Annotated in this window: 32 protein-coding genes; all 32 read left to right on the top strand. The window is 33.5% G+C overall.

What is annotated here, in order from left to right; genetic code table 11:
• Positions 1-34: 34 nt before the first annotated feature.
• The 32 genes from ACOMCU_RS16135 to ACOMCU_RS16290 all read left to right on the top strand — a co-directional run bounded on the left by ACOMCU_RS16135 (position 35) and on the right by ACOMCU_RS16290 (position 23,388).
• Complete coding sequence (locus tag ACOMCU_RS16135) at positions 35-1,294, top strand: S-layer homology domain-containing protein (RefSeq protein WP_421050703.1); 1,260 nt, start codon at positions 35-37, stop codon at positions 1,292-1,294.
• A 10-nt stretch (positions 1,295-1,304) separates the two neighbouring features.
• Complete coding sequence (locus tag ACOMCU_RS16140; protein WP_421050704.1) at positions 1,305-5,606, top strand: DUF5704 domain-containing protein; 4,302 nt, start codon at positions 1,305-1,307, stop codon at positions 5,604-5,606.
• Positions 5,607-6,471: 865 nt separating this feature from the next.
• A complete protein-coding gene (locus ACOMCU_RS16145; RefSeq protein ID WP_421050705.1) occupies positions 6,472-6,744 on the top strand; it encodes a hypothetical protein in 273 nt (90 codons plus the stop codon).
• A gap of 192 nt (positions 6,745-6,936) precedes the next feature.
• Complete coding sequence (locus ACOMCU_RS16150; RefSeq protein WP_421050707.1) at positions 6,937-7,335, top strand: hypothetical protein; 399 nt, start codon at positions 6,937-6,939, stop codon at positions 7,333-7,335.
• A gap of 38 nt (positions 7,336-7,373) precedes the next feature.
• Positions 7,374-7,568: a hypothetical protein gene (locus tag ACOMCU_RS16155; RefSeq protein WP_421050708.1), complete on the top strand. Its 195-nt coding sequence runs from the start codon at positions 7,374-7,376 to the stop codon at positions 7,566-7,568.
• 13 nt (positions 7,569-7,581) lie between these two features.
• The gene (locus tag ACOMCU_RS16160) at positions 7,582-7,992 is read left to right on the top strand and encodes a hypothetical protein (RefSeq protein WP_421050709.1); all 411 of its coding nucleotides are present in this window, start codon (positions 7,582-7,584) and stop codon (positions 7,990-7,992) included.
• A gap of 39 nt (positions 7,993-8,031) precedes the next feature.
• Complete coding sequence (locus ACOMCU_RS16165) at positions 8,032-8,223, top strand: hypothetical protein (RefSeq protein ID WP_421050710.1); 192 nt, start codon at positions 8,032-8,034, stop codon at positions 8,221-8,223.
• A 368-nt stretch (positions 8,224-8,591) separates the two neighbouring features.
• Entirely contained in the window at positions 8,592-8,747 is a 156-nt protein-coding gene (locus tag ACOMCU_RS16170; RefSeq protein WP_421050712.1) for a hypothetical protein, read from the top strand.
• The gene (locus tag ACOMCU_RS16175) at positions 8,744-8,962 is read left to right on the top strand and encodes a hypothetical protein (protein WP_421050713.1); all 219 of its coding nucleotides are present in this window, start codon (positions 8,744-8,746) and stop codon (positions 8,960-8,962) included. Before ACOMCU_RS16170 ends, ACOMCU_RS16175 begins: the two co-directional genes overlap by 4 nt.
• Positions 8,963-9,179: 217 nt before the next feature.
• Entirely contained in the window at positions 9,180-10,154 is a 975-nt protein-coding gene (locus ACOMCU_RS16180; protein WP_421050714.1) for a GGDEF domain-containing protein, read from the top strand.
• A gap of 37 nt (positions 10,155-10,191) precedes the next feature.
• Positions 10,192-10,464 (top strand): hypothetical protein, encoded by a 273-nt coding sequence (locus ACOMCU_RS16185; RefSeq protein ID WP_421050715.1) that lies wholly within the window; start codon positions 10,192-10,194, stop codon positions 10,462-10,464.
• 284 nt (positions 10,465-10,748) lie between these two features.
• Positions 10,749-11,360 (top strand): hypothetical protein, encoded by a 612-nt coding sequence (locus ACOMCU_RS16190; protein WP_421050716.1) that lies wholly within the window; start codon positions 10,749-10,751, stop codon positions 11,358-11,360.
• A 707-nt stretch (positions 11,361-12,067) separates the two neighbouring features.
• Positions 12,068-12,670 carry a thermonuclease family protein gene (locus ACOMCU_RS16195; RefSeq protein ID WP_421050718.1) on the top strand — a complete coding sequence of 201 codons (603 nt, stop codon included), beginning with the start codon at positions 12,068-12,070 and terminating at the stop codon, positions 12,668-12,670.
• A 601-nt stretch (positions 12,671-13,271) separates the two neighbouring features.
• The gene (locus ACOMCU_RS16200) at positions 13,272-14,279 is read left to right on the top strand and encodes a hypothetical protein (protein ID WP_421050719.1); all 1,008 of its coding nucleotides are present in this window, start codon (positions 13,272-13,274) and stop codon (positions 14,277-14,279) included.
• 39 nt (positions 14,280-14,318) lie between these two features.
• Positions 14,319-14,540 (top strand): hypothetical protein, encoded by a 222-nt coding sequence (locus tag ACOMCU_RS16205; protein WP_421050720.1) that lies wholly within the window; start codon positions 14,319-14,321, stop codon positions 14,538-14,540.
• A gap of 38 nt (positions 14,541-14,578) precedes the next feature.
• Complete coding sequence (locus ACOMCU_RS16210) at positions 14,579-14,761, top strand: hypothetical protein (protein WP_421050722.1); 183 nt, start codon at positions 14,579-14,581, stop codon at positions 14,759-14,761.
• Between the two features lie 165 nt (positions 14,762-14,926).
• Positions 14,927-15,163, top strand: coding sequence for a hypothetical protein (locus ACOMCU_RS16215; protein WP_421050723.1), 237 nt, complete (start codon positions 14,927-14,929; stop codon positions 15,161-15,163).
• A 57-nt stretch (positions 15,164-15,220) separates the two neighbouring features.
• Positions 15,221-15,406 (top strand): hypothetical protein, encoded by a 186-nt coding sequence (locus ACOMCU_RS16220; RefSeq protein WP_421050724.1) that lies wholly within the window; start codon positions 15,221-15,223, stop codon positions 15,404-15,406.
• A 49-nt stretch (positions 15,407-15,455) separates the two neighbouring features.
• Positions 15,456-15,812 (top strand): hypothetical protein, encoded by a 357-nt coding sequence (locus ACOMCU_RS16225; RefSeq protein WP_421050725.1) that lies wholly within the window; start codon positions 15,456-15,458, stop codon positions 15,810-15,812.
• A 225-nt stretch (positions 15,813-16,037) separates the two neighbouring features.
• Positions 16,038-16,331: a hypothetical protein gene (locus ACOMCU_RS16230; RefSeq protein WP_421050726.1), complete on the top strand. Its 294-nt coding sequence runs from the start codon at positions 16,038-16,040 to the stop codon at positions 16,329-16,331.
• A gap of 36 nt (positions 16,332-16,367) precedes the next feature.
• Complete coding sequence (locus ACOMCU_RS16235; protein WP_421050727.1) at positions 16,368-17,225, top strand: DNA cytosine methyltransferase; 858 nt, start codon at positions 16,368-16,370, stop codon at positions 17,223-17,225.
• A gap of 685 nt (positions 17,226-17,910) precedes the next feature.
• Positions 17,911-18,288, top strand: a complete 378-nt coding sequence (locus ACOMCU_RS16240) for a hypothetical protein (RefSeq protein ID WP_421050728.1) — start codon at positions 17,911-17,913, stop codon at positions 18,286-18,288.
• A 100-nt stretch (positions 18,289-18,388) separates the two neighbouring features.
• On the top strand, positions 18,389-18,796 hold the full coding sequence (locus ACOMCU_RS16245) for a hypothetical protein (protein WP_421050729.1): 408 nt from the start codon (positions 18,389-18,391) through the stop codon (positions 18,794-18,796).
• Between the two features lie 95 nt (positions 18,797-18,891).
• Positions 18,892-19,167: a hypothetical protein gene (locus ACOMCU_RS16250; protein ID WP_421050730.1), complete on the top strand. Its 276-nt coding sequence runs from the start codon at positions 18,892-18,894 to the stop codon at positions 19,165-19,167.
• A 39-nt stretch (positions 19,168-19,206) separates the two neighbouring features.
• Entirely contained in the window at positions 19,207-19,554 is a 348-nt protein-coding gene (locus ACOMCU_RS16255) for a hypothetical protein (protein ID WP_421050731.1), read from the top strand.
• Between the two features lie 41 nt (positions 19,555-19,595).
• Entirely contained in the window at positions 19,596-20,132 is a 537-nt protein-coding gene (locus ACOMCU_RS16260) for a hypothetical protein (RefSeq protein ID WP_421050733.1), read from the top strand.
• 30 nt (positions 20,133-20,162) lie between these two features.
• Positions 20,163-20,291, top strand: a complete 129-nt coding sequence (locus ACOMCU_RS16265) for a hypothetical protein (protein ID WP_421050734.1) — start codon at positions 20,163-20,165, stop codon at positions 20,289-20,291.
• A 193-nt stretch (positions 20,292-20,484) separates the two neighbouring features.
• A complete protein-coding gene (locus ACOMCU_RS16270) occupies positions 20,485-20,658 on the top strand; it encodes a hypothetical protein (RefSeq protein WP_421050735.1) in 174 nt (57 codons plus the stop codon).
• A 337-nt stretch (positions 20,659-20,995) separates the two neighbouring features.
• Positions 20,996-21,382, top strand: a complete 387-nt coding sequence (locus ACOMCU_RS16275; RefSeq protein ID WP_421050736.1) for a hypothetical protein — start codon at positions 20,996-20,998, stop codon at positions 21,380-21,382.
• Positions 21,383-21,493: 111 nt separating this feature from the next.
• The gene (locus tag ACOMCU_RS16280) at positions 21,494-22,318 is read left to right on the top strand and encodes an ATP-grasp domain-containing protein (RefSeq protein WP_421050738.1); all 825 of its coding nucleotides are present in this window, start codon (positions 21,494-21,496) and stop codon (positions 22,316-22,318) included.
• Positions 22,319-22,649: 331 nt separating this feature from the next.
• Complete coding sequence (locus ACOMCU_RS16285; RefSeq protein WP_421050739.1) at positions 22,650-22,889, top strand: hypothetical protein; 240 nt, start codon at positions 22,650-22,652, stop codon at positions 22,887-22,889.
• 37 nt (positions 22,890-22,926) lie between these two features.
• A complete protein-coding gene (locus ACOMCU_RS16290; protein WP_421050740.1) occupies positions 22,927-23,388 on the top strand; it encodes a hypothetical protein in 462 nt (153 codons plus the stop codon).
• Positions 23,389-23,555 lie beyond the last annotated feature (167 nt).

Genomic DNA, 23,555 nt, shown 5'->3' on the forward strand with positions numbered 1-23,555 from the left:
ATAAAATAAATTAATGCATTCGGAGGAGAAAATTATGAAACGTGGTACTTATAGAAAAAAATCAAACAAATTAATACTTGCTACTATGGCCTTATGTATTGCTACACCTGTAATTGCAATACCTGGAAATGATTCTAAAGCAGAGGCAGCTACTTACAAAAACCCATTCAAGGATATTATTAGTGCTCATCCGTACTATGACATTCTACATGAAATGCGTGACAAAGGTATTATCACTGGTTACGATGATGGGACATTTAAGCCGTATGTGAAAATTAGCAGACAACATGCAGCTATATTAATCCAGCGTGTTAAAACCCTTACCCCTAAAGTTGGGTTAAAGGCATATAAAGATGTACCAAAAACGCATCCTTACTATGACGCAATTATGCAGTTACAACAAACGGGATTGATTAAAGCCGATGCAAACGGAAACTTCAATCCAAATAAAGAATTAACACGTGGAGAAATGGCTTTAATTCTTGCCAACGCCTTCAACTTAACAGCAAAAGGGCAACATCCTTTCAAAGATGTATCAAAAACATCCGATGAAGGTAAAGCTATTGCAGCTCTTTTTGAGGCTGAGATTACGACTGGATACGATGATACTACTTTCAAACCAAACGAATCTCTATCAAGAGCACACTATGCTGTATTTTTATATCGTGCATTAAACTATGAGAAAACAACAAGTAAGCCAGTGGAAGAAAAGCCTACTCAAACAGATATTCCTAAAATGAGTATAGGTATGAGTTTTGAGGACTTTCAAAAGGTAGTTTCTAACGATAAATCATTATACGATGTAGCTCCTAATTACAAAGTAACTGAATTTGCCTTTAATGATCCTCGATTTAAAAAGCTATTAATCGAAGGACAACAATATGTTAAAGAAACAAACTTTAAATATAAAGAAGCGGGAGCGTTAATACATCTGCAGGAACCAAATTGGGTAAATACGTTACCACCAGGATATTTGTCAACTCAAATTGGTGTCCAAATCAATAGTAAAACTAAAGATATGAAATTTAGCTTTGATTACACTAGCGAAAATACAATTAACTTAACCCTTCAACTATTCAATCTTGCGTATCCAGAGCTTTCGTCAATAGAAAGTAAAATTAATGATTCAGCAAAAGAAGCACGTGTAGCATATGCAAAAGAAAAGGACGTTCCTGTAGGTGAACGTGAATTTAGAGGAAATGTAACTACTGAAAATATTGGAGATTTTAAAGTTAGATTTGGTTCAGGACAAAGATTAGAGTATTTTTGGATTGAAGTAGAGAAGAATAAATAGGAGTGATTAAATGCTCATAAAATCACAGAAGAAGGTATGGCTTACCTTTCTAGCCATACTAATCTTCTTTTCTGCAGTGACCCAAAGTGCATTTGCTGCTATTAACGTACCACCAAATTCTACAGATAGTTCAACGCCACTAACAGTTACTCCGAGTTTAGATGGTAGTTCGACTTGGTATTTTGATGGGTATACAGAAATTGTTAATAGTACTACAAATGCCACAATAGGGAATACGTATCGCTATAAAAGTTCAAGTGGTGCAACTGTTACTATGATTAATCCTGGTAGTATTGGAGATTGGGTAGATGCTTTTGGTGGAGAGCGGCATCAAGTTATTGGTGATTATTCTTCTGGAAAGATATCTACTTACAATATGGCACCACCATCACCTAAGACAGCCTATGATCGCTTAAAAATCGATGATATTATTTCTGCTTCTGGTGTAACATCAGAATATACAAACGGGAAAATCTATGTTAAAGCACCTGGAGATGCACCTAAAATCACCAAATTTGCAGTCAAAGAAAAACCTGTAGATGGAAAAGGGTGCTACCCCATAAAAAAAGCAATTAATATTGAAATTGAAGTAGAACAAAGCGACGAAAAGGCTCCGATAAAATATGTAGAAGTATATGTGAAAGATAAGAATTCCGCTTCAACATTAAAAAAGTGGGATAATGTCCCAACTTCAAATGGAAAAGCTACACTAACTGTTCCTTATGAAGTTTCTATGAAAGAAGAAGTATCTTTCTATGTTCGTGCTTATGACTCCCGAAATAGATACGACAAGGATTCTCAAGAATTAAACCTAACTGTAGGTTCAATCAAGCCAGTTGGTTTAAATTTTAAAATTTGTGGTGTCGTAACATCTGAAGCAGACCCAGATGGGACATTACCATACTTCAACCATGAAATATTATTAAAAGAAGATAATTTAGCTGGGGGTAAGTTATTAAAACGTGTTGACGATACAGTAGGAGAACATGTTTTAGGAAGATACCGTTATCCAACACTGTATGATGGAAAATATGGAGATTCTTTTCTTGATAAATCTACAATGAGTAACCAAAATACATCATTTACTGTGGAAGTTCCATTCAAAAACACAGGAGTTGACCGTTCTAAAATTACGGCTGCCTATAAAGGACAAGCGTTTTATCATTTGGTCACCGAAGATGTTTCTACAGCTCGAAATGTTATCGATGTTGACAGGGTAAGTAAAGATGATTTTAAAAACGTTTATAATGGTAACCCCGAGTATATGGCAACGGCTGTTGAAAGACGTGACATAGTAAATCCTGATACTTATGAGTCATATGGAAATAAATATTATTATATCCGCGATCTAGCTTATGAAGCAGGTGGGGCAGCAGACAATGTAACAGGGAATGATGACTTTAACTCTATCAACCCAACATGGTTACGTGTATTAAGAACTGACTGGCCAGACATTGTAACTTTTAAACTAAAGCAAGATAAGGTAAAAGTTGGTGATAGCATTTCATTCACAATGGATGGATATGAGTACGTTTCAGATAATCGTACAAAGGTAGACACCACAATTACTATTAAAAAGAATGATGGAAGTGAAGTAGGCTCACCGATTAAAACTAACCTTAATTCGAATAAATCGCAGAAAAATCCTAAAAAGCCGAATCAAGCTGAAGCCGGCTATTGGGAAAAAGACGGGGTACCTGGTCCGAGTATTACTCAAAAAGGACTCTACACAGCTGAGCTTTATATTGAAGATCAAGTAAAACGTTACGCAAAAGCTACAATTAAATTTTCAGTAGGTTGTGACCCTAATGATAAAGATCCAGCTTGCTCTGATAAACCTGAAGTAACACCAGCATCCTGTGAAGTTATATTCGTAAAAGAAGCGGATGGCGAAGCTTTAATAAAAAGTCTAATGGAACCGAGTCCGAGCGGTAGCATTAGCTCAGATAGCGGTGAATTTGATGTAGTACAAGGTATCCCATCAAGTGAATATTTACGAGCCGATGCTCAAAGTGAGGAATACACCTATGAACAGGACTTTGTACAAAGGACAGGGAAGTCAGTATTTAACGGTATTAAGGTATCGAAACATTTTGATTTAACTTGGGAAACTTCATGGACCGATTCAGATGGAGATACTCACTATACATCCCATTCAGATAGTGAAGATAAGGAAGTGGCTATTAACGGTATTGAAAGACCGTTTACTTACTGGGAAATTCTCAAATATAACATTTGGAATTTAACACACTCTGAATTTACGAACTACGCGTTGCCAGGTGGGTTACTGAAAATAGATGCTATAACTGATGTTTCAGCTGATGGTCTACATAGTGATGTTGTAGAAGATCACGTATTCCCGCCTGAGTGTGTTGAAATTGTATTACCTTCAGAATCAATAGATGGAGGTAGTTCTAGACCAAGCGTACCTGATATCACAGGCGAAGCGACAGCTGCTGCAGAAGCAGAAATTGGAGATAATGAAGTTGAAAATGACCGTGCAGAATTCAAAAGCAAAATCATTATGGATAATGTACGTACAGTAACAAACGGACCAAAACCAACGGAGATACCTGACCCTGGCATGATTGACATGGCACAAACAGGCCTACAAATTGATCCGTTAAAGACAAACTACTTTGAATCACCGAGTACAGGTAAAGTACATTACGAACCTGTATTTTCTATCGATAATTCAGCTACAGCTCAAGACTTTCCTTTTGACGTGAATCCAGTCACAGTCCATACACCCGTAGTTATTTATTCAAAGGCTACAGACGATAAAGAACACGATCAACGGATTAAACCTCCGATACGTTCAAATCCAGCTGACCCTGATAAGGATAGACATGCGTTTATTTTGGATCGACCATTCACAGTGACAATGCCAACAGGGGGGCAACACCGTGATATTCCTGGTTACGGTAATCGTGACTATGCGAAATATATCAAAGAAAAACAAGTGATGTTCCCATTCGATGTTTACACAGCCACAAAACAAGGTTTCTATCCAGCAAATACGTGGATTACGGTTCCTGTAGAAAGTTTAACAGCCGACTTCTTCTTACCTGTATGGGTACCTGAAGGAGAGTATACAATTCAATTCCGAGCGTTCGCGATAAATGCGTTAACAGACGGTGACTTTGGTGGGTCTGAGCATCATGCTAACATTACAATTCCTAATCCAGCATTTAATGTACCACCTGCAGGCTCATTATCAGCTGCGCACGTCGCAACAGATTCCATCGAGGTTGATGTGGTTGGTCGATTATATGATCTTCATATAACAGACATAACGGATTATAACTGGAAGACTGCTTTCCGACAAAGTGATGGTGTTACACCTAACAATAATTCTTATTGGGTAGGGTTAAAAGGCATCGATGGAGATAAAAGAGGTAACAATAATCCATTTGTTCTTCCAGTACGTCATGGTAGTCATCCAGATGGATACCAAAATGTAGCCGTGAAAACAGGTTACAAATTCCGCTTCGACATGAAGACAAAAGGAGACATGGAGAGTATCAAAGATGCAATCCGTATTACACCAAGATTCTATCATGTGTCGAAAGACGGTAGAAACCGCCAACCAGTAGACTTGTATTACCATGATGATAACAACTACTTCGTTAAAATTGGTTCGGATAAAGATAAGACATACCGTACAGTTTCATTAAATGAGACGTTACGAAATGTGCCAAAAAATGAATTAGCAAATAACGCAAGCCATTATTATAATTTTGCAGATCGTTTCAATTTAGAAGAGACTAAAAACGAATTTTATGAAACGGCGTTTGCACGTAATTACATGAAGCATATGTCTAAAGAGCCTACTCAAACAGGCCCGTATGGATGGCAAATATTAAACTGGAAACTTCGTACTTATATGGGTCCATTGGAAAACCAGGTACCTCAAGATACGATGATTCCACCAAAAGAAGTCGTTTCTAAAGAACAAACATGGTATAGCGAATATAGCTTGCCAGCAAAACTATATGTTGTGCCGCAGAATTCTTCGGTTCAGGAAGCAGGACGTGTAGGGATGCTGAATGAAAATCATCCTTTGTTCTTAAATAATGGATATATTATCGTTAATTTCGACATTGAGACTATTCAAGAAGGTGATGTTAATAATCCGTATCTACACTATTATGACGCATATTACATGAGTCAGTGGACTGATATGGAAGGATTCACATCAAACTTTGTAGATAGCTATGGTAATAACTTTCATCTTGAGGAGGGTGACATGATTTTCTATCATGCTGATCAATCTTCTTTAGAAGATTTCAAATCAAGCGTAACGCACTAAGTAAAGTAAAACACTCTAAAAGGTGTTAACTAACAATAAAGTTGTATACTAGCTATTTTAATAGTGAAGTATGTTGTTTGAAATCGTTTATGTAGCGATTTTAAACAACATACAGTATTCAACTTTTTTTATAAAAAAAGCATTGCGAAAAAACGATTAACAGTTCACAACTTTATTGTAATATTCATTAATTAAAATAACAATTCAGCAAAATTGAGTGGCTAATATCCTTAATTAGTATACACTCCCAAAAAGCCATCCTCATTATCATTATTCAATAGTTTTATTTCCTCATACTGATTCTTTTTTTTACTTTCGATAAGGAATAGCCTTTTTTTATTTGTTGTACTTCCTTTTGAAGTTGTATAGGAAAGGGTAAGAATTTTCTTTTCATTATCTAATGTAAAAGAGAAATCAAGATGTAATATATCACAAAGTAAAAAATGTAGTGAAAAATCCTATGGGTACAGTAATCAATACTTATATTTCTGAAACTGCAACTCCAATTGGTGATACGTATACTGAATTAATGTATAAAGATTGATAGTACTTGAGTATATAGGTTTTCATTATTAATAGCATATTTGAAAAACATACAACATTAGTAGTACAAAGGTTCAGTATAAATGTCTCACTCATGGAAGTTAATCAATGGCATTGAGATATGTGAAATTAGTTGTGAGACTTTGACTATTGTATAGTATTAAGTGATTTGATAAGATAATATCAATAGAATTTAACAAACGGGAAGAACCCGCTTCAAACTAACCATTTTGTCATGGAAATTTTAACATGGCTATGGGGGTGTTTGAAGCGGGTTCTTATTTATTTGTTCAATTCGTTATGGGCTAGGAGAGTGATAGATATGTTAAAACAGTTTTCAGTTAAAATGATGGAAGGTATATTGGGTAGGGAATTGAAAGAAGGAGCACAAACTGAAATGAAGAATTATGAAGGTTATTGGACATACGCACACAGTAAAGATTTGGTATGGGAACCTGAACCTTTTGAAAAGAAAGATGAGGCGATTGCTGCAGGTCGAGAAGTATTTCCTTGTGGCTTTGTAATTGGACAATTAAAGAACAATGAAAATATGATATATGATGTCGTGAATGTTGAAAAGTTATCGTTCAGTTAATCATCTTAACGCAAGGGATACAGGACTATTCTTTAAAAAAAGAGGGAACAAGAAAGCCTATGAACTCAATAACACAATCATTAACAGAGAACGAAATACAGGAAGTAAAAGACATTTTAGACCAATTGTAGTTACTAAACATTATGAGTATTAATCGAAAGAAAATGTGCAGCAGTCGAAAGGGGAATAACAATGAATAAAGAACGATTAAATGCAATTAAAGAACGTGTGGCGAAAGCTGAACCAGGGCCTTGGCAGTATGATGAGGAAGAACGAGGTATTTGGAATAAAGATGGTTTTAATTATTTAGGTACAGTAACACTATCGCATAATGACGCTGAATTTATTGCTCATACTCGTGAAGATGTGCCAGCGCTAATTGCTGAGGTAGAACGCTTAAAAAATCAGCCCATTATTAAACACATTTGCAATGCTTCATTTGTCGGTGAATACCCTTTGAGTGCCGTTTTGGAAACTGAAAAAACCTTGGGCGAGGGTAGCTTGTTCACCGTTAAAGGCAAAGAGTATTTGGTTCTCAATATTATGGTTCGAAGTGCAACAGAGCTCCTTGTGGAAACAAAAAGAACGTAAAGGAAAGAAAATGTGCAGTTAAAGAAGGGAGAATACAAATGGAGAAATGGCAATTAGATGCTCTTAATTTTGAAGTAAAAGCGATTGAAACGTTTTTGGGTATTACGTTTGAAGGTGAAACAGTTGAACAAAAACAAGAGTTTGTAGCAGCCCATAAAGATAAGCGTACAGAGGTTACAAGCGAGCTATTACGCACAGCGTATGAAGATAATGAAGGTGAAAAATCTAAGTAAGGTGGTAACTAATATGACAACAGCACTTAAAAATTATTTCGAAGAACAATGGAATAGCAACCGATTCCAATTTTTATATATGGAAGCCAATATGGGAGTCAATCGTGATTATGAAAGCTTAAAAGCTTTATGTGACCAATTAAAAGAAAAACAAGTTGGTGAATTCATTCAATTCAAGGAAGGTAAAACGAAAAACTTCGAAATTTTAATAAAAAATGTACGTTTTATTATTGCTGCTTCAAAAAGCCGTAATGAATATACAATCGTTGACACTGATTACGGAGTTTGTGGTCCATCAAACAGAACTTTTGGGATAAGTGTTAAAAGTGAAGAATCGTTAAAAGAAGCAATGGAAGGATTAGTAAAAGGCGAAATGTATTTATCATATCGCCATAGCGCGCCAGTTGACGCAGTGTTGGTTTAAGAATTATTCGAAAGATTTTATTCAGGAAGGGGAATCACAATGAAGAAATTTAAAGTATTAGTAAACGAAAGAAAAGCTAATATCGAAGGTGCAGATAAAGTGGTTGAGTTTATTGATTCACATGTTCCTTTTGAAATCGAATGGGAATACACATTGCAGGAAATTGAGGAAATGGCAAACAATACGACATTACAAGTAGCAGAAGTGGCAACAGTAAAACGCATATTTTAACTGAACAATATGAGCAAAATGAAAAATTAATAGAAAGGAGAATTGTGAATGATACTGCAAATGACATCGTAAAGAAATTAAGAAAATATGAACAACAGCAGAAACAGAAAGAAGTAAATCTTGCTATTGCAAATATTAAAAATAAAATGAATGAAATTAGAAATAAATTTTATTCAGTACAGATTATTATGCTGTTTTATTCCTACAGGCGTTTTAATATTAGTAGATACTCCAATACAACTTCTATTAATGCATTGGATAATTCAATTTGCAATAGGAGCTTTAGTAATAACGTACATGTATCGTATACAGAATAAAACTATTTCTAATTTGATAAATATTGTTCAGCAAAAGGAAGGGGTATTTACATGGATATTTATAAAGCTATAAAGCAAAAGAATGAACTTGAAAAGCTTTGTGAAAACTGGACAAAGCAAGGTTTGAGCGACAAAGAAAAACGCATACGAATAAATGCTTATTTGAATGAAAAGAGGATTTTAAGAAGAAGGGATGGGACACAATGAGGATCAATGAAGCAGAATTGATTATTTCAAAATATAAAGAAGGTGAAAAAATCTTTTCAAATGAAACGTTGCAAAAAGCAAACAAACTCTTAGAAGATTCGCCATTTGAAGCATACAATTGTGAGTTTTGCGAAATTGAATGGTCAGCTAGAAAAAATACTGAAGAACACAATAATCAATTGTGCTATAAATGCTGGTTACGTATGAAAGCTTAATATTTGAAAGAATTGTGCAGTAACGGAAGGTGATGAAATGCGGGAGGATTTTCAAGAGGCAGTTGATACAGCAGTCCCTGAAATGTTTAAAGAGGCACAAAAGTATTTTGGGAAGCTTTCAACAAGCGAACGTTATGTTAGGTGTTTCAGGATATACAGTTAGGATGGACCCAGTTTTATAAGGGCTAAAACAAAATAAAGAGAAGGGAAGAGAAGAATGCCATTACTAGCTATTGTAATGAGTGCTTTATATCAATACATAAGGTTGAAGTTTAACCTGGCCATAAGTTTGAAAAATGCAAGAAAAGAGAACATGTTACTGTTAATTAGCCAAATATTATTAATAATTTCAGCTAGTATTTACGTGTGGCTACCCTTACAATTAAATTTTTACATTCCTTTTTTAGTAATAAGTTTATTTCTAGTGGAGTTAATAAAGCCATGGTTAATGAATGAACTGCTTTTAACAAAAATACTGATAGCTACACTATTAGTAGCTACATTCATTCCGTTTATAAAAGGAATGGCATTAATTATCCTATTACTCTATCTAGTTTATGGTGGCTATAGATACAGTGAATTCAATGAACGATTTGGGATACTTATTATCGTACTCTCCGCTATTCTAACTATTACTACTAATACAGATAGCATAGTTTGGGCTGGTACAACGGTATACTTTGCTCTTAATCATATACAACATACATCACAGCTTTTAAGTATGCTACGACAAGCAAGTGACAATGTTATTACTGACGCTTTAACAGGGTTATATAATCGTCGCTGGCTATATAAAAAGGCAGAACAATTAGCTCGACAGCAAGAAATAGGAATCATCTTTTGTGACATCGATAACTTCAAGAAGTTAAATGATGAAAAAGGTCATGAACATGGAGATCTTGTTCTACAACAAACCGGTGAAATTATGCGGAGAGTATTAAACGGATATGGATTTGCGAGTAGATATGGAGGAGAAGAGTTAATAGGTCTTGTAACAGATACCATGTTTACGGAGCGCCTTGCTGAAAAAATTTTAGAAGCGGTTCGTAAAGAAATAAACATCACTATGTCAATCGGAATAGCAGTTGGACAGGGTTCAGTTGATGAACTATTAAAGACAGCAGATGAGCGTATGTACATTTCTAAGAATACAGGAAAAAATAAAATCACGCTGCAGGATGAAGTAGTGTAGATTTATAAAAAAGACTGAACAAAAGGAGTGAGTTTTCATGAGTATTGCTGAATTTTTTATAGGTCCTAGTAGTGAAGGATTAGCGATTTCAGTAGACCTTAAATTACTTGATAATAAGTATGTGGTTTTTTATTGTAATCCCGACGAAGGTTATAATAGGTACGAGTTTTCGGATTTGAAAATTACTATAAATGGTTATATTGATGGTTCTTTCGATGATAAAGAAGAAGCAAATGAATATATTTTGAAAAAGTATAAACCCGTTCATATAGTAAGATACGATGAAGAATTTAAAAATTTGGTTTTATAAAAAAGACTGATTAAAACCAATGATATAACTTATTACAGTTGCCTATTTTTTATAAAAAAGTTTGTTCGAAAAATCTTCTAAACATTGTTAATTCAACGTTTTATATGGAATTCATCTCCTGTTTTGTTCAATCTTTTTTTCGAATATTTACTAATGGATGTTATAATTATTGATAACAAGTATATTACAGCATGTCAATCTATCGTAGCTTGCAAAAAAACAAACCACCATATAAGGTGGTTTTCTATTTTTTAAGTCCATATTAACAAAAGGATGGATCAATAATGGTAAACAATTCACTAATTGAAAAGGCAATTGAAGAAGAAATGCAAGATTTTAAAAAAATGCTAAGTATTAATAAATATGTACCCCTTTCTTTTAACAACTGGCAGAGAGGAAAAAGTGGTTCTTATTCTAGAAAGGGTATTTGTATTGATTTGGGTACTGTTACTGAATGGTATGAACAGCCTTATCGAACTAAATATGTGTTAGCTCACGAGCTAGTACATGCCAAATTTAATGAGATACGGAAACCTTGGTTAAATATTATTGTATTACCTGCCATGACATTAGAATATCTAATGTCGGAATTAAGAGCTAATACTATAGCATTCGAATTGCTGGGACAAGATGCGGATATTTTAGTGGATTACTTTAATAATTTCTATGTAGTGAAATTTAATAATCCATTTAATGTGAATAATGGATATCTGAGTGGCAAAACAAATGTATACCTTATAAAGCAGAATCCATCTTGGAATGAAAAAGCTATAGAAGATGCCATTGATTTTTTCACAAAGAAATTTCTTCTTCTTAAAATTTGTGTAACTAAAAATCAAAAGGAAAAAATTAAAAGGGATTTTAAAACACTGCTGATTGAGACGAAATTAGATTAAATATATGATGTTCACGTTTGATTTAAAAGCCAACCCGCATGTTTTAAAGGGGTATATCCTAGACTTGAATGTTGTATAAGGCACAAGTTATTCCGTAAACCTATTTATTTGTTAGTATAAAGAAGCTTTGCAATTTATTCGCAAGGGCCTCCATTAAGCATAATTCGTTAAGTGTATTTAATTACGAATTTGTACTTTTTTGAAGAAAAGATACTACTTAACATGATAAAACCTAAAAATAATGCTTTGTTTAATCCCATGTCGTGCTAAAGGAAGTTGGAGCAAAATAAACCTTTGAAAATAGATAAGAAGCATCATATAATTAAATATACAAACATCTATATCTAAACACACAACTAAGCACGGAAGCACCGTATTAGCGTTTATTCGCTATGCGGTGTTTTTTTGTGCCTTTTTTTAAACTTATTTAAGGCTAGTACAACTTATTTGTTTTCATAAAAACTAAAAACTTTAAGGGCTCTTATATGGTAGTCAGAGAGGTAAAATCTGAAACAGAAGTTAATAACTATAACTGACTAGTTCAAAGAAAATGAGCTCTTATCCATTTTAAGTCACGTAGTTGAATAGTTGAACCTTCAATATGGGACTAATTCAAGATTCAAAGAGTATGCTTGCTCCATTTTTTTTCAAAATCCATTAATCATGCTTAGATAGTAATAGAAAATATAAAGAAAAGAGGAAATATGATGCGTTCAAAACAAGTACTTAAAATTAGCCTACTCACTTTAGCATTGTCGGCGTGTGGATACCAAGACAATATTGACATTGAAAATAAGCAGCCCATCAGCTATGAGGTGAATGAAAATGCAATGTCCGCTTCAAATAACAAAGCGGTTAAAGAGTCCACAGTATCAAATCAAATCGAAGTGAAATATTTATGGGCATCTGACGGGGATACAGCTGTTTTTGAAACAATAAGAGGTATTGGTAATGAAGAAAAGGAGCAAATAAAAGTCCGCTTTTTACTTATTGAAAGCCCAGAAATGGCAGACAAAAAAACTGGAAAACCGCAACCATATGCAGAGGAAGCCAAAGCACGTACAACTAAACTATTAGAATCCGCAAAGAGGATAACAATAGAGGCAGATGAAGGTGCTCAATATGATAAATATGGGAGGTTTTTGGGTTATGTGTACGTAAATGACCAGTCTGTGCAAGAACTTCTTTTAAAAGAGGGACTGGCTAAAGTAGCTGTATTTCCGCCAAATACACGATATTTAAAGGAATTTGAAGCGGCAGAAGCAATAGCAATTAAAGAAGGTGCAGGATTATGGCAATTAGAAAATTAAGTAACATCAATTATTTAAGGTATATGGAATTGAGTAATGTTGATGCAATCAGTTATAAAGGTTTGAAGTATAGGAAAATTACATTAGTTGGTGAGTCTAATTCTACGATATGTTTTTATAACGATACAGAACGCCATTTGATTAAAAGAAAAGATCCTGAATATCTATTAGTTTCTTACATCATTCTAGAAGAAGTTTCGAAGAATGTTTATAAATGTATCAATACATAATCTCTATTTTAAATAACAGTAAAGGTGGAGGAATAAGCAAAACTATGATGATTTTCTTTTACACATTATCCTTTTTTGTGGGAATCATGGGAACTTTGAACGGAATAAAAAAATACAAAAATAGTAATGGCAATATTCGATTTGTCTACCTATTCACTATTGTCATTTTTGTATCTATGGGTATTAGTTGCTTTAAAATTCTCTTGCAATAGATTGAATAAGTGAAGGGGTTTTATTATTTTAATCGGTGGGCCAGTAATGATTTTATTACCATTTTATTTATTATACATTTTTGTTGGAACTTACAATCATCTTTACAGTAATTGATATGTGGATTAATCAAAAGAAAATGTACAGGAAGGGTGATAAATATGGAAATGTATATACAGTTTGAATTTGAAGGAATAAAGATGGTTGCCAAACAGTCTTCTTTTACAAAATTAGAACGGTTATATGGGTTTTATTTTTATGATTTAACTCACCCCGAAGATGACGAGCATTTCCCAGATGCAATCCTCAAAGAAGGTGCGGCTCAATTTAATTACTGGGGCAGTATTATGACTGATAGACCAATTGAACAAGTTGAACATTTTGGAAAGTATTACATTGCAGATTGGGCTTTAAATATAGACGATGAAGAAGCGCCAGCACCTAATGAAGACTTTGTAAACTGTACACAATTTTACGCATATGACTTTTACGTTTCATGTGTAGAAAAAGAAGAAAATATTAAATTTCATAGTATAGATAATCTTCTAGACCTAATTGAACCTTATTCGTATTCTGTTCAGGAGCTAACAATGGATCGAACTTGGAATATGCCAAATAAAAATACATTTGAAATCCATTCTATACAAGACCTTTTAAAAGAAGAATTAATAGGTGGATTAATAATAGATCCATTTGCAAATAACAATAGCTTTGCTCACCTGACAAATGATTTGAGTAACAAATATGAAACTGATTATCATATGGATGCCTTAGAATTTTTGAAATTGTTTGATGATGAATCTGTTGATGTTGCATTGTTCGATCCCCCATATTCTCCCCGTCAAGTAAAAGAAGCCTATGAATCAGTAGGATTAGATACTCAAGGTGGGAAGCTCACAAGAGCATCCTATTGGAGTAATTTAAAAAGGGAAATCACCCGAATTCTACGAGTAGGAGGTAAAGCTATTTCGTGTGGATGGAATAGCGGTGGAATGAATAATAAAGATGTTTTTCATATCAATCGTATTCGACTTGTAGCTCATGGGGGGAATCACAATGATACCATAGCAACTGTATCCGTTAAGACAAAACAGATTGAAAACTTATACGTTGCTGAGCAAGCTAAAGTAACAAATAATCAAGATTTTAAACAATTGTCTTTATGGTAAGTGTTTATTATAGGAAAGAAATGTGCAGGAGGTTATTTAATGGATAATTATTTAGAGCGAGCAGAAGAGTTAAAATCATCGGTTGAAGGTAACTATGAGTGCACTACTGATATCCAAGATGAACAGTTGGTTGAGTGGTTAATAGAACAAGCTGTAACTCTTCAAAAAATCAAAGATGAGGCCCAAGAGATGTATGATGAAGAAATAAACATGACTGACTTTGGTGAACGAGTAACAACTATTTTAATGGGCATTCGATAATGTAAACACGAAAGATTTTGTACAGGAGAGTGAGTGACATGTATCCGTTTTATGTTAAGGATGAAAAGGTGTTTTCATTCAGTTACAAACCAGAAAAAGGTGATGTAATTAAATACGATAAAACAGGGCAATGGTTTGAAGTGACAGAAGTTGAAAATGGTAGAGGTCGCAAGGTTTATGGACGACGAACGATTGAACCAAATTGGAGATTAAGTTACTAAACAATTGAAACTGTGCGTGAACGGAATAAGCGTTTTCCAGGATCTAATTACGAGCAAGTGAAAAAGATATTAATAGCATGCAATCTTGGTTTGATTTAGCGAGGCACATGAAGAATTCTAATGTGAAAAATTGAAAGAAAGTGTGCAGAAGAAAGGAGAGTATTTATGCTAGGAATTAAAGGTATTGATTATCTTAATGCCATTTGGGAAATGGCAATTAAAAGAGGTTGTAAATGTAAAACAAATGAAGATTTTGTTCAAGATTTTTTAGGAGAAATGAGCTGTGGCAAGTGCAAGACAATAATTTTTTCTCAATCAGAAGTTAATAGAATGGAAGCTAATAACACATTGCCAACACCTAAAATTTCTAATGAAAAGCTAAATAATTGGTTCAATAATTAATGCACAATATGAACGTTCGTTTCAGAAAGATTTTATTCAGAGGAAGGAGTTGTTGAAATGAGTGAAAAGGAGCTTGATGAACGTGTTACTGAATTACAAAACGATAGTGTAGAATTGTACTCTTTTGTTGCAGAAAATGTCTCAGAGGATTTAAGTGATGATGAAATGGACGCATTAGTATCTGATTTAGAAAGTGATACTTTAAGTTTACGAGATTTTGTGATTAAAGCTATGGAAGATTAATCATGAGGTTCAATCGAAAGAAATTGTACAGTACCAGGAGGAAAAAAAGATGGTTGAAATAATGTTAACTAGTAAAAACAGTGGTCGAGTAATTAAATCATCATATACAGCTCGTCAACTTTTAGAAACAGATGAAATTGATATTGTTATGGATATGACAAAATGTGATTGTCAACCGGTTGGAGAAACATATGTTGTTGAATGTAATTGTGATGATGAGTGGGAGCAATACGAACTCATTATTGGCGAACATGATGCAGAAGTAAAACGATTAAAAAATGAAATTATCTCATTAAAAGAAGATTTGCAACATGTGCATAACATTTCTGTGAGAGGGCTAATGCGTGATGATATTTGCACTTTAGAAGATGTTAGAAACTACACAAAAGATTATTGTAGTTGCTGAAAAATATGAGTACATGCGAATAAGGATGAAAACAGGAGATGTTTTTATGAAAACTGATAAAACAAATAAGTTACTGAGTATGTTCTGGGCACTATTTGGTGGGTTTTGTATATTTTTGGTCGTATTTTTTGTCCTAGTCTGGTTTAAGTAAACTGAGTTGATAAGTTGCTGAACATTATGAGGATTGTGTCATACAAAATAGCTTACTAAGGATGGTGAAAGCAAATGAATAACGCTACAGTAACAATTAATTATGAAAGTTTCCAATCAATCAAAGACAAAGCAGATAAATACGATAAGTTGATTCAAGAGAACGAGCAAATTTCGGCTGAACAAGATAAATTTGTGGAACTTTTATGTAAATGTCTTGATAACGCAAATGAACAAGAGGCTTCTGAGAATAAACAACACTTCATAGCAAAGGCTATTCGAGCAATCTGTGACCATTATGATATGGATATGAACATTGAATATGGAGAACTAGATGAAGGGAAAGCACCATCATTACTTAATGAATAGTGACAGAAGAATACGTGTAGTAAGGAAGATGCAAATATGATTAGAGCAAAAAGCTACTTTAGTGGTTCAGGCGGAATGGACTTAGGGATGATTGAAGCGGGTATTGATGTAATTGAATCATTTGAAATTGATAAAAAATCCTGTGCCACTCTACGAAGAAATTTTAAGCACAAAGTAAATGAAATAGATATTACTAAGATTACAGTATTAGATCAACAGGACGCAGATGTATATATCGGTACATTCCCTTGTACACGATATAGCAACATTGCAGACATACATGGTACACGTACAGGTGATGATTTATTTTTGCATTTTTTCCGTCATGTTGCACTTGCTCAGCCTGAAGCCTATGTAATTGAAAATGTTCCAGGAATGAAAAAGTTTCAAGTAGTAATGGAGTGTATGACGAAACTACCAAATTATTATGTAAGAGTTGAGTGTCCCGTCAATGCAAATATATGGCTTCCTCAAGAACGTAAGCGATTAATAGTGATTGGCACTAAAAGACCTTTTAACAACTTAGATTATCCAGATAGTAATCCAATAAAAATGCGTGACATTATTGATGTTGGAACAGAAGTTTACACTCCTGCATATGTACAGAAGCGCTTAGACGGTCACTATAGGGACAAGCCAATCATTACAGATTTAGATGGAATAGCACCAACTTGTGTAGCACATTACTCAAAAGATCGCTCGACTCGTTTAATTAACGACGGTAAGAGAACTAGACCTTATTCTGTTCGTGAATGGGCTAGACTTCAAGGATTTCCTGATTGGTTCGAATTCGAGGGAACTGATAATGATGCGTATAAAATGATTGGAAATGCTGTGCCTGTAGATATGGGTAGATGGATTGGTATACAAATGATTAAGTATTTTGCCAGTTAGGTACTGAACATTTTGAGGAGGAAAGGATTTTTATGAAAAAAATATTTATGATTTTTTTAATAATTAATGCATCATTATTCCTCGCCGGATGTAATAAGGAAAGTCCAATAATATTTAAATAACTTGTATTTTTAGAAAAGACGACTGATTATGGACCACCATTATTTATTTTTGAAAGTGTTGAGGATAAAAAATATTATGCTATCGAAGCTACTAATTGGGAGTACGATAATACAAACTTTGAAAGTGGCGAAATATTAGACGTTGAGACTAAGAAAGATAAAGGAGGAAAGGATCCTTTAGGAGCGGGTTTATTTCATATTATATTTAATTTCGCCCTTAAAACAGACTTAGAAATATTTATTATGGACGAATGGCAATATTTATACGAACTAACTGATTATACGAAGTCAAGGTAAATATAACATTGAATCTATTTCCTACAAAACATTCAAAAAGTAGTTTCACAAAACAGGCCATCAAAAAATACACTTTAATCATTAAATGAAGTCGAATGGGAGATTAGATAATAAAAGTGACTATACATTGATGATTGATGAAGTAAAGCGATATTTTCAGAGATACCCAAATAAATGGGTTTATATTAGGCGGTACATATTGTTTCTTTATGCTTGGTATTTGTCATCTAAAATGTAAAAGAACACAAGAATGAGGAGTATAAAGAATGAAATTCAGAAAATTATTTTTATTAACAGCATTTTCATTGATTTTTTTAGTTGCTTGTGAAATACCAAAAGTAGAAATTATAAAAGATGAAAGTTTTAAGTTTGAAAGCATTGATTTTAAATTGGAGAAATTTAAGTGGGATAAAGCAATAGTAAGTACAGATACAGAAACATTGGTCCTGTCTCTCGAAGATATTGTTTTTATAAAGACGGAAGATGAAAGTTCTTCGGTTCATTTGAAAATTACTAAAGAGACTGTGGCTATAACGGAATTGGAAACAAAAGCAGCGAAGATTTATCTAAATGCTTATGATGTAAAGAAGGTTAGTAAAGACTACGCTGAAACCTATTCAAGATCTTTAGAATTTAAGAAATAAAAGAAAGAAAATGTACAGAAAGGCGTGAACAATTCTGAACATAATTAATATGCATAAAGTTACTTCAGATAACAGGTCAAACAGAGAAAGATTGATTGAATTGAAAGAAGCTTATTTAGCTTTTAAAAGTTCAAAAGCGCTATATCATGCATTAACAGTTATAAAAAATTGTTTGTCCCTTGTTAATGACCGGTTGGAGTATTCAGCTCCAATTAAACTGGAGACTTGTTACAGAAATTTTGCTAAGTCATTTATGGAGTCCAGCTTAGATTGCAGTGGAGATTTTAATGATTTTAGACGTTTTGATAGAGATTATGAGCAATATTTTAATTGGGAACTATCTAACGATTTAGCACCTAGATTTTATTGCAAACAGTGGTTTAGTACTGTTGTGGGTGTGTTAGAAATACTAGGCTATTCTTTAACGGAAATTGAAGTTATGTATTATGAATTTCTAAATATTCCAGTGAGCAAAGTTACGAAGGATAAACAATTGTCATTATTTTAGTACTGCACCAATATAAGGGAAATGTGCAGTAACGAAAGGAGAATAGCCTAGAGCCTAGAGAGCCGTTAGAATATCTCAAAGATTTATTGGAAGCTTTGGAAAGTGGAGATTCAGTAGTAACTCACAATCCTAGCGATATAGTAAATCTGAAACATGTTATAGAAACTTTAAAACACCAACAAGAAACTATCCAAATGTATAGGGTTGTAGATGAGTTTGTAAAAGACGAATGCCAAAAAATAAAGTACCTCTTCCCACTTGAAAACACTGCAGGATATGGTCAATTATGCAACAAAGTTGCCGCATATGACTATACACATGGAGAAATCGAGCGAGCACTTACGGGTTACTTTGAAATCACTGGTATATGAGGGTTAATCGTACAATATTAGGAATGAGGGATGGTAGTTATGAAATTTAAGTATTTACTTGTAGTATTGATGGTTGCGTTATTAACAGGTTGTGTTAGGGAATACAAGTCAACGACTGTAGAAGCGGTAGTAATTGAAAAGGATTACGATGCACCGAAGACAACGTCAAAGCGAGTTATGCAGGATGGGAAGTATGTGACAAAGACAACGAATCATAGAGCAGAGTATGACGTTACAATCGAATACAATGGAATAGAAGAAGAATTTGATAGCAGAAGTCTTTATGACAAAGTAAAAGAAGGACAAAAGATAAAAGTTACCTACAAGAAGGGCTACGATAAGGATGGAAACCTTGTAGCTGAACATTTACAACTAATTGATAAGTAATATAAGAAAGAAAATGTTCTGTACCAGAAGGAGGTTTAATAATGGCTAAGACAAGCACAACAAAAGAACTTGAAAAGGCTCTTTCTGTTGCTACATCAAAGATCGGTACTTTTGGTTGTTGTGAAGTTACAATAGGTGACGAGAGAGTTGACTACATGACTGTTGATGCTAAAGGTATTTGGAGATGTTTTGAAATTAAATGTTCTGTATCAGATTTCTATAGCAAAGCAAAAAAGACTTTTATTGGTCATTACAACTATTTTGTATTAACGGAAGAATTGTATGAAAAAGTGAAAGTGGATATTCCTAAACATATAGGTGTTTATGTCGGTGAAAAACATATTTGGTGTGTTAAAAAAGCTCGTAAACAATCATTAAAAGTTGAAAATGAAATCCTCACAATATCTATGATTCGTTCTCTCGCAAGAGATGCTAATAAACTATATATTTCAGGAAACGATGCAGCGATTAACAATTATAAGAGAACTATTAGCCAACAAGTAGAAGAAATTAGAAGATTAAAAAATGACCTATATTATGCAAATTTAGAATTAACTTTTGCTCGAAGGCATGGTTAGTTGAACAATTATGTTGAGGGGGAAGAAATGATGAATGCAATATTATTTTGCTACGAAATCCACGCAAATGCAGGATTAGCAAACAAGACAATAACAGGTGAAAATACTAAAGCGTATACAAAAGTAGAGTTTGATTTTAAACGGCTGCTGGATTATTAAAACTTATGGTAAGGAGAGGTGATACAGATGTAGATAGAGATTAGAAAAAAGAATTGATTGGGGTACTACAACGGATAGAGAAATAAATAGAGCTTCAAAAAATAGACGGTTGTTTTAGGTTCATAAAATACGAACAATTGATAAATATTGTTCAGTTGAAGAAACATTATATTGAGGAAGGAGGAAAAAAGATTTGTCGGAGGACGAAAAGGTATACAAGCAGGCTATGGAGCGAATGGATGAACTTGTTGAAGAAGTAATACAAACTTGTATTGACGTTGCTGATGAAAACCATTACGAAAGAGAATGGGTTTTGGATCGTTTTAGAGCTAAGTTTAATAGTGCAAAACGTAAAGAAAGGGAGTAATCGATAAAAAATGATCAGTATCGAGGTTGGGATTTTGAAAAATTTACATGGTAAACGACTAAATAAAAAACAAGCCAAAAAGTTAGAAGAGTTATTCGAATCTTTATCAAATATGCACGAAATCGTTGATAGCGCGTTACGAAGATTTTTGTGACGGACAAGGCTTAACTGATAGTTACGATGACATTGTGAATTTAGTAGACGATGTATCTATATCTTTTGGCTATGCCGATAAGCGAATGGAAGATAAAAATTAATCAACATTCCGTCAAAATTACTGCACAATATGAGGTTCGTGTCAGAAAGAAGAAGATTGCAGTAACGATAGGAAAATAACATGGAGCCTAGAGAGCCGTTAGAGTATCTTAAAGAATTATTGGAAGATGTTACATTCGCTGTAGAAAGTGAAGATTCAGTAGCAACTCACAATCCTAGCGATATAGTAAATCTGAAACATGTTATAGAAACTTTAAAACACCAACAAGAAATAATACATATGTATAAGGTAGTGGATGAACTTTTAAAAGACGAAAGGAAAAAAGTTAAACATATCTTCCCTCTTGAAAACACTGCCGGATATGGACAACTATGCGACAAAGTTGTCGCATATGACAATGTGCTTGGAGAAATCGAACGAGCACTTGCAGGTTACGCTGAAAACACTGGTGATAAACGCTTTATAGAGAGTGTAGAAAAAGCGAAGAAATTTCATCTTAACAGTTGAGTTGCTGCACAAAATGAGGATATTTCCAGTAACATGAAAGAAAAATAAAAAGGATTGTTAAATAATTCATTCGATTTTAGATAGAAAATCCATATAAAGAAGGGCGAATAAATGATGAAATGGTTAGTGCAGGAGATTTTGAACAACTCTTCAAATATTATCCGAATCTCAAATGCATTAGAGAAATGTTCCATAGATTATTTACTAGTCAGAGTAAATAAAGATAATTCTCTATCTGTTATTGATAAAGATAAGAGGACACCGTTAGATAACTCTGAAAAAGTAATACAAGCGTTTATTTTGAATGAACAAATCATGATCTATGGTTCTAAAGCATTTGCAATAATAGCAAAAGATATGGAATTAGAACCTGGTTCATTTATGACTGATCAATTTGAATTTGAAGTCTTTCAAAGAGAGTTGGGAAATGAACTTTTAAATAATGAAATCACCATTGGAGAACTTTCTACTCTTTACCCGATAGCAGAAGAGTTTTTTATTCGTCCAACTGGAAATACCAAACTTTTTACTGGTATGACTGTTACCAAAAAGGACTTTTTGGATTGGCAAGGACGAGAAAATAAAGAAGGTAGTCATTATATCGGTCAATCTTTAATGATTGCCCCGTTACAAAGAATTAAAGTGGAATATCGTTTCTTTGTAGTGAATCAAAAAGTAATTACAGGTTCAAGTTACAAAGTAGGTGACAAACTAGACAGTTCTCGTAAACCTTCTGCTGAAATCGTAAGATACGTTGAACAAATAGTAGATAAATTTCCATTAGCAAAAGCCTTTGTGATTGATATAGCGGAAACAGAAAAAGGTCTAAAAGTAGTGGAATACAACAATATAAATACGTCTGGGTTATATGGGTGTGATGAAGTAGCATTTGTTCGTGCGATTAACGAATTAGATTTCAACAGTAAGAAGGAGTGAAAATGAAGTGAATCTAATGAATTTTTTAATAGTAATTTTATTTGGTATAAATTTATTCTTGATAAAGAATAAACGTTTTCCAATTATAAACAAGGTTTTGCCGTGGATAATTGTCATGTTATTTTCATTCCATTGGGGTGTTGGTGGATTAATACAATATCATTTTCTCGCTAATGTCGCTGGAATTATAGTCATTTCATTTTGGTTTATAGTAATTTTTTTCTATATATACAAGTTATTAAGGAAATTTGGTTTGTTATTCGCTTGCAAAACATTCAATAACAATGGATGAAAGCCAAAAATAAGCTTTATGAAATAGGTAGGTGAGAAATTGGAGTATCAAAAGCCATTATGTGAATGTAGTGAGGAATTATTAGTTTTAGATAACGTTCATAGTAACAACTATCGCATAACTAAAGATGGAAAAGTATCTAAAAGGAAAATCGGTAAACCAGCAAAAGAAGGCTGGGGAAATGAACTATTTTGTGAAAATTGCGGTAATGTGTACGCTTTAGACGAAGATGAACAAAAGCGTGTAGTGCGTGGAGAAATACAGCGAGAAGGATTTTAGCTTACTGAACAATTTGAGAATTTTGGAGGTGCATTGGATGTTTAAATTAAGGCAAGAAATATTGGTTTATTTCGGTATCAATTGTAACCAATGTAAGAAGGAGAAATCTGTTCATAAATTATCGCCCAAGGAATTAGTTTACATGGGTTTTAATGCATACAACGTAAAAAAATTGGAGATTAAGGTTTGTGAAAAATGCTATGAGGAGGTAAAACAAACTATGATCAATACAGAACAAGGGGCTGCGCAGTGGGAAGTAGAACGAAAAAGAAATGATTCTAATAGAACCGAGTTATCAAATGTTAAATTAAATTCATATGAAGAGAACTTAGAAGGTACGAAATTAGCAGTTTTTTATATGGACAAAGGGAATGTAATTATTAATGGTTCAAATTGGGATTTGAACGGTTTTTTACTTAAGAAAAATGTGGTGAAAGTAGTATTTACGCAAGGGACAAGTAAAGAGCATGATAGTTACCATGTCTTTTATAAAGATTAAGATACATTACTGAACAATTTGAGTAGTTTAGTAACTAATTAATCACTGAAAAGGAAAATTTTTTAATGGTATTATTTAAGAAAAATAAGAAAGAATTGAATAACGACTCAGGAACCTCGACTACTACTTTGTGGAACGCTAGGAGAAACAAAAGTGATGATTAATGC

The sequence above is a fragment of the Lysinibacillus sp. UGB7 genome (genome assembly GCF_049058285.1).
Classification (GTDB): Bacteria; Bacillota; Bacilli; order Bacillales_A; family Planococcaceae; genus Lysinibacillus; species Lysinibacillus sphaericus_B.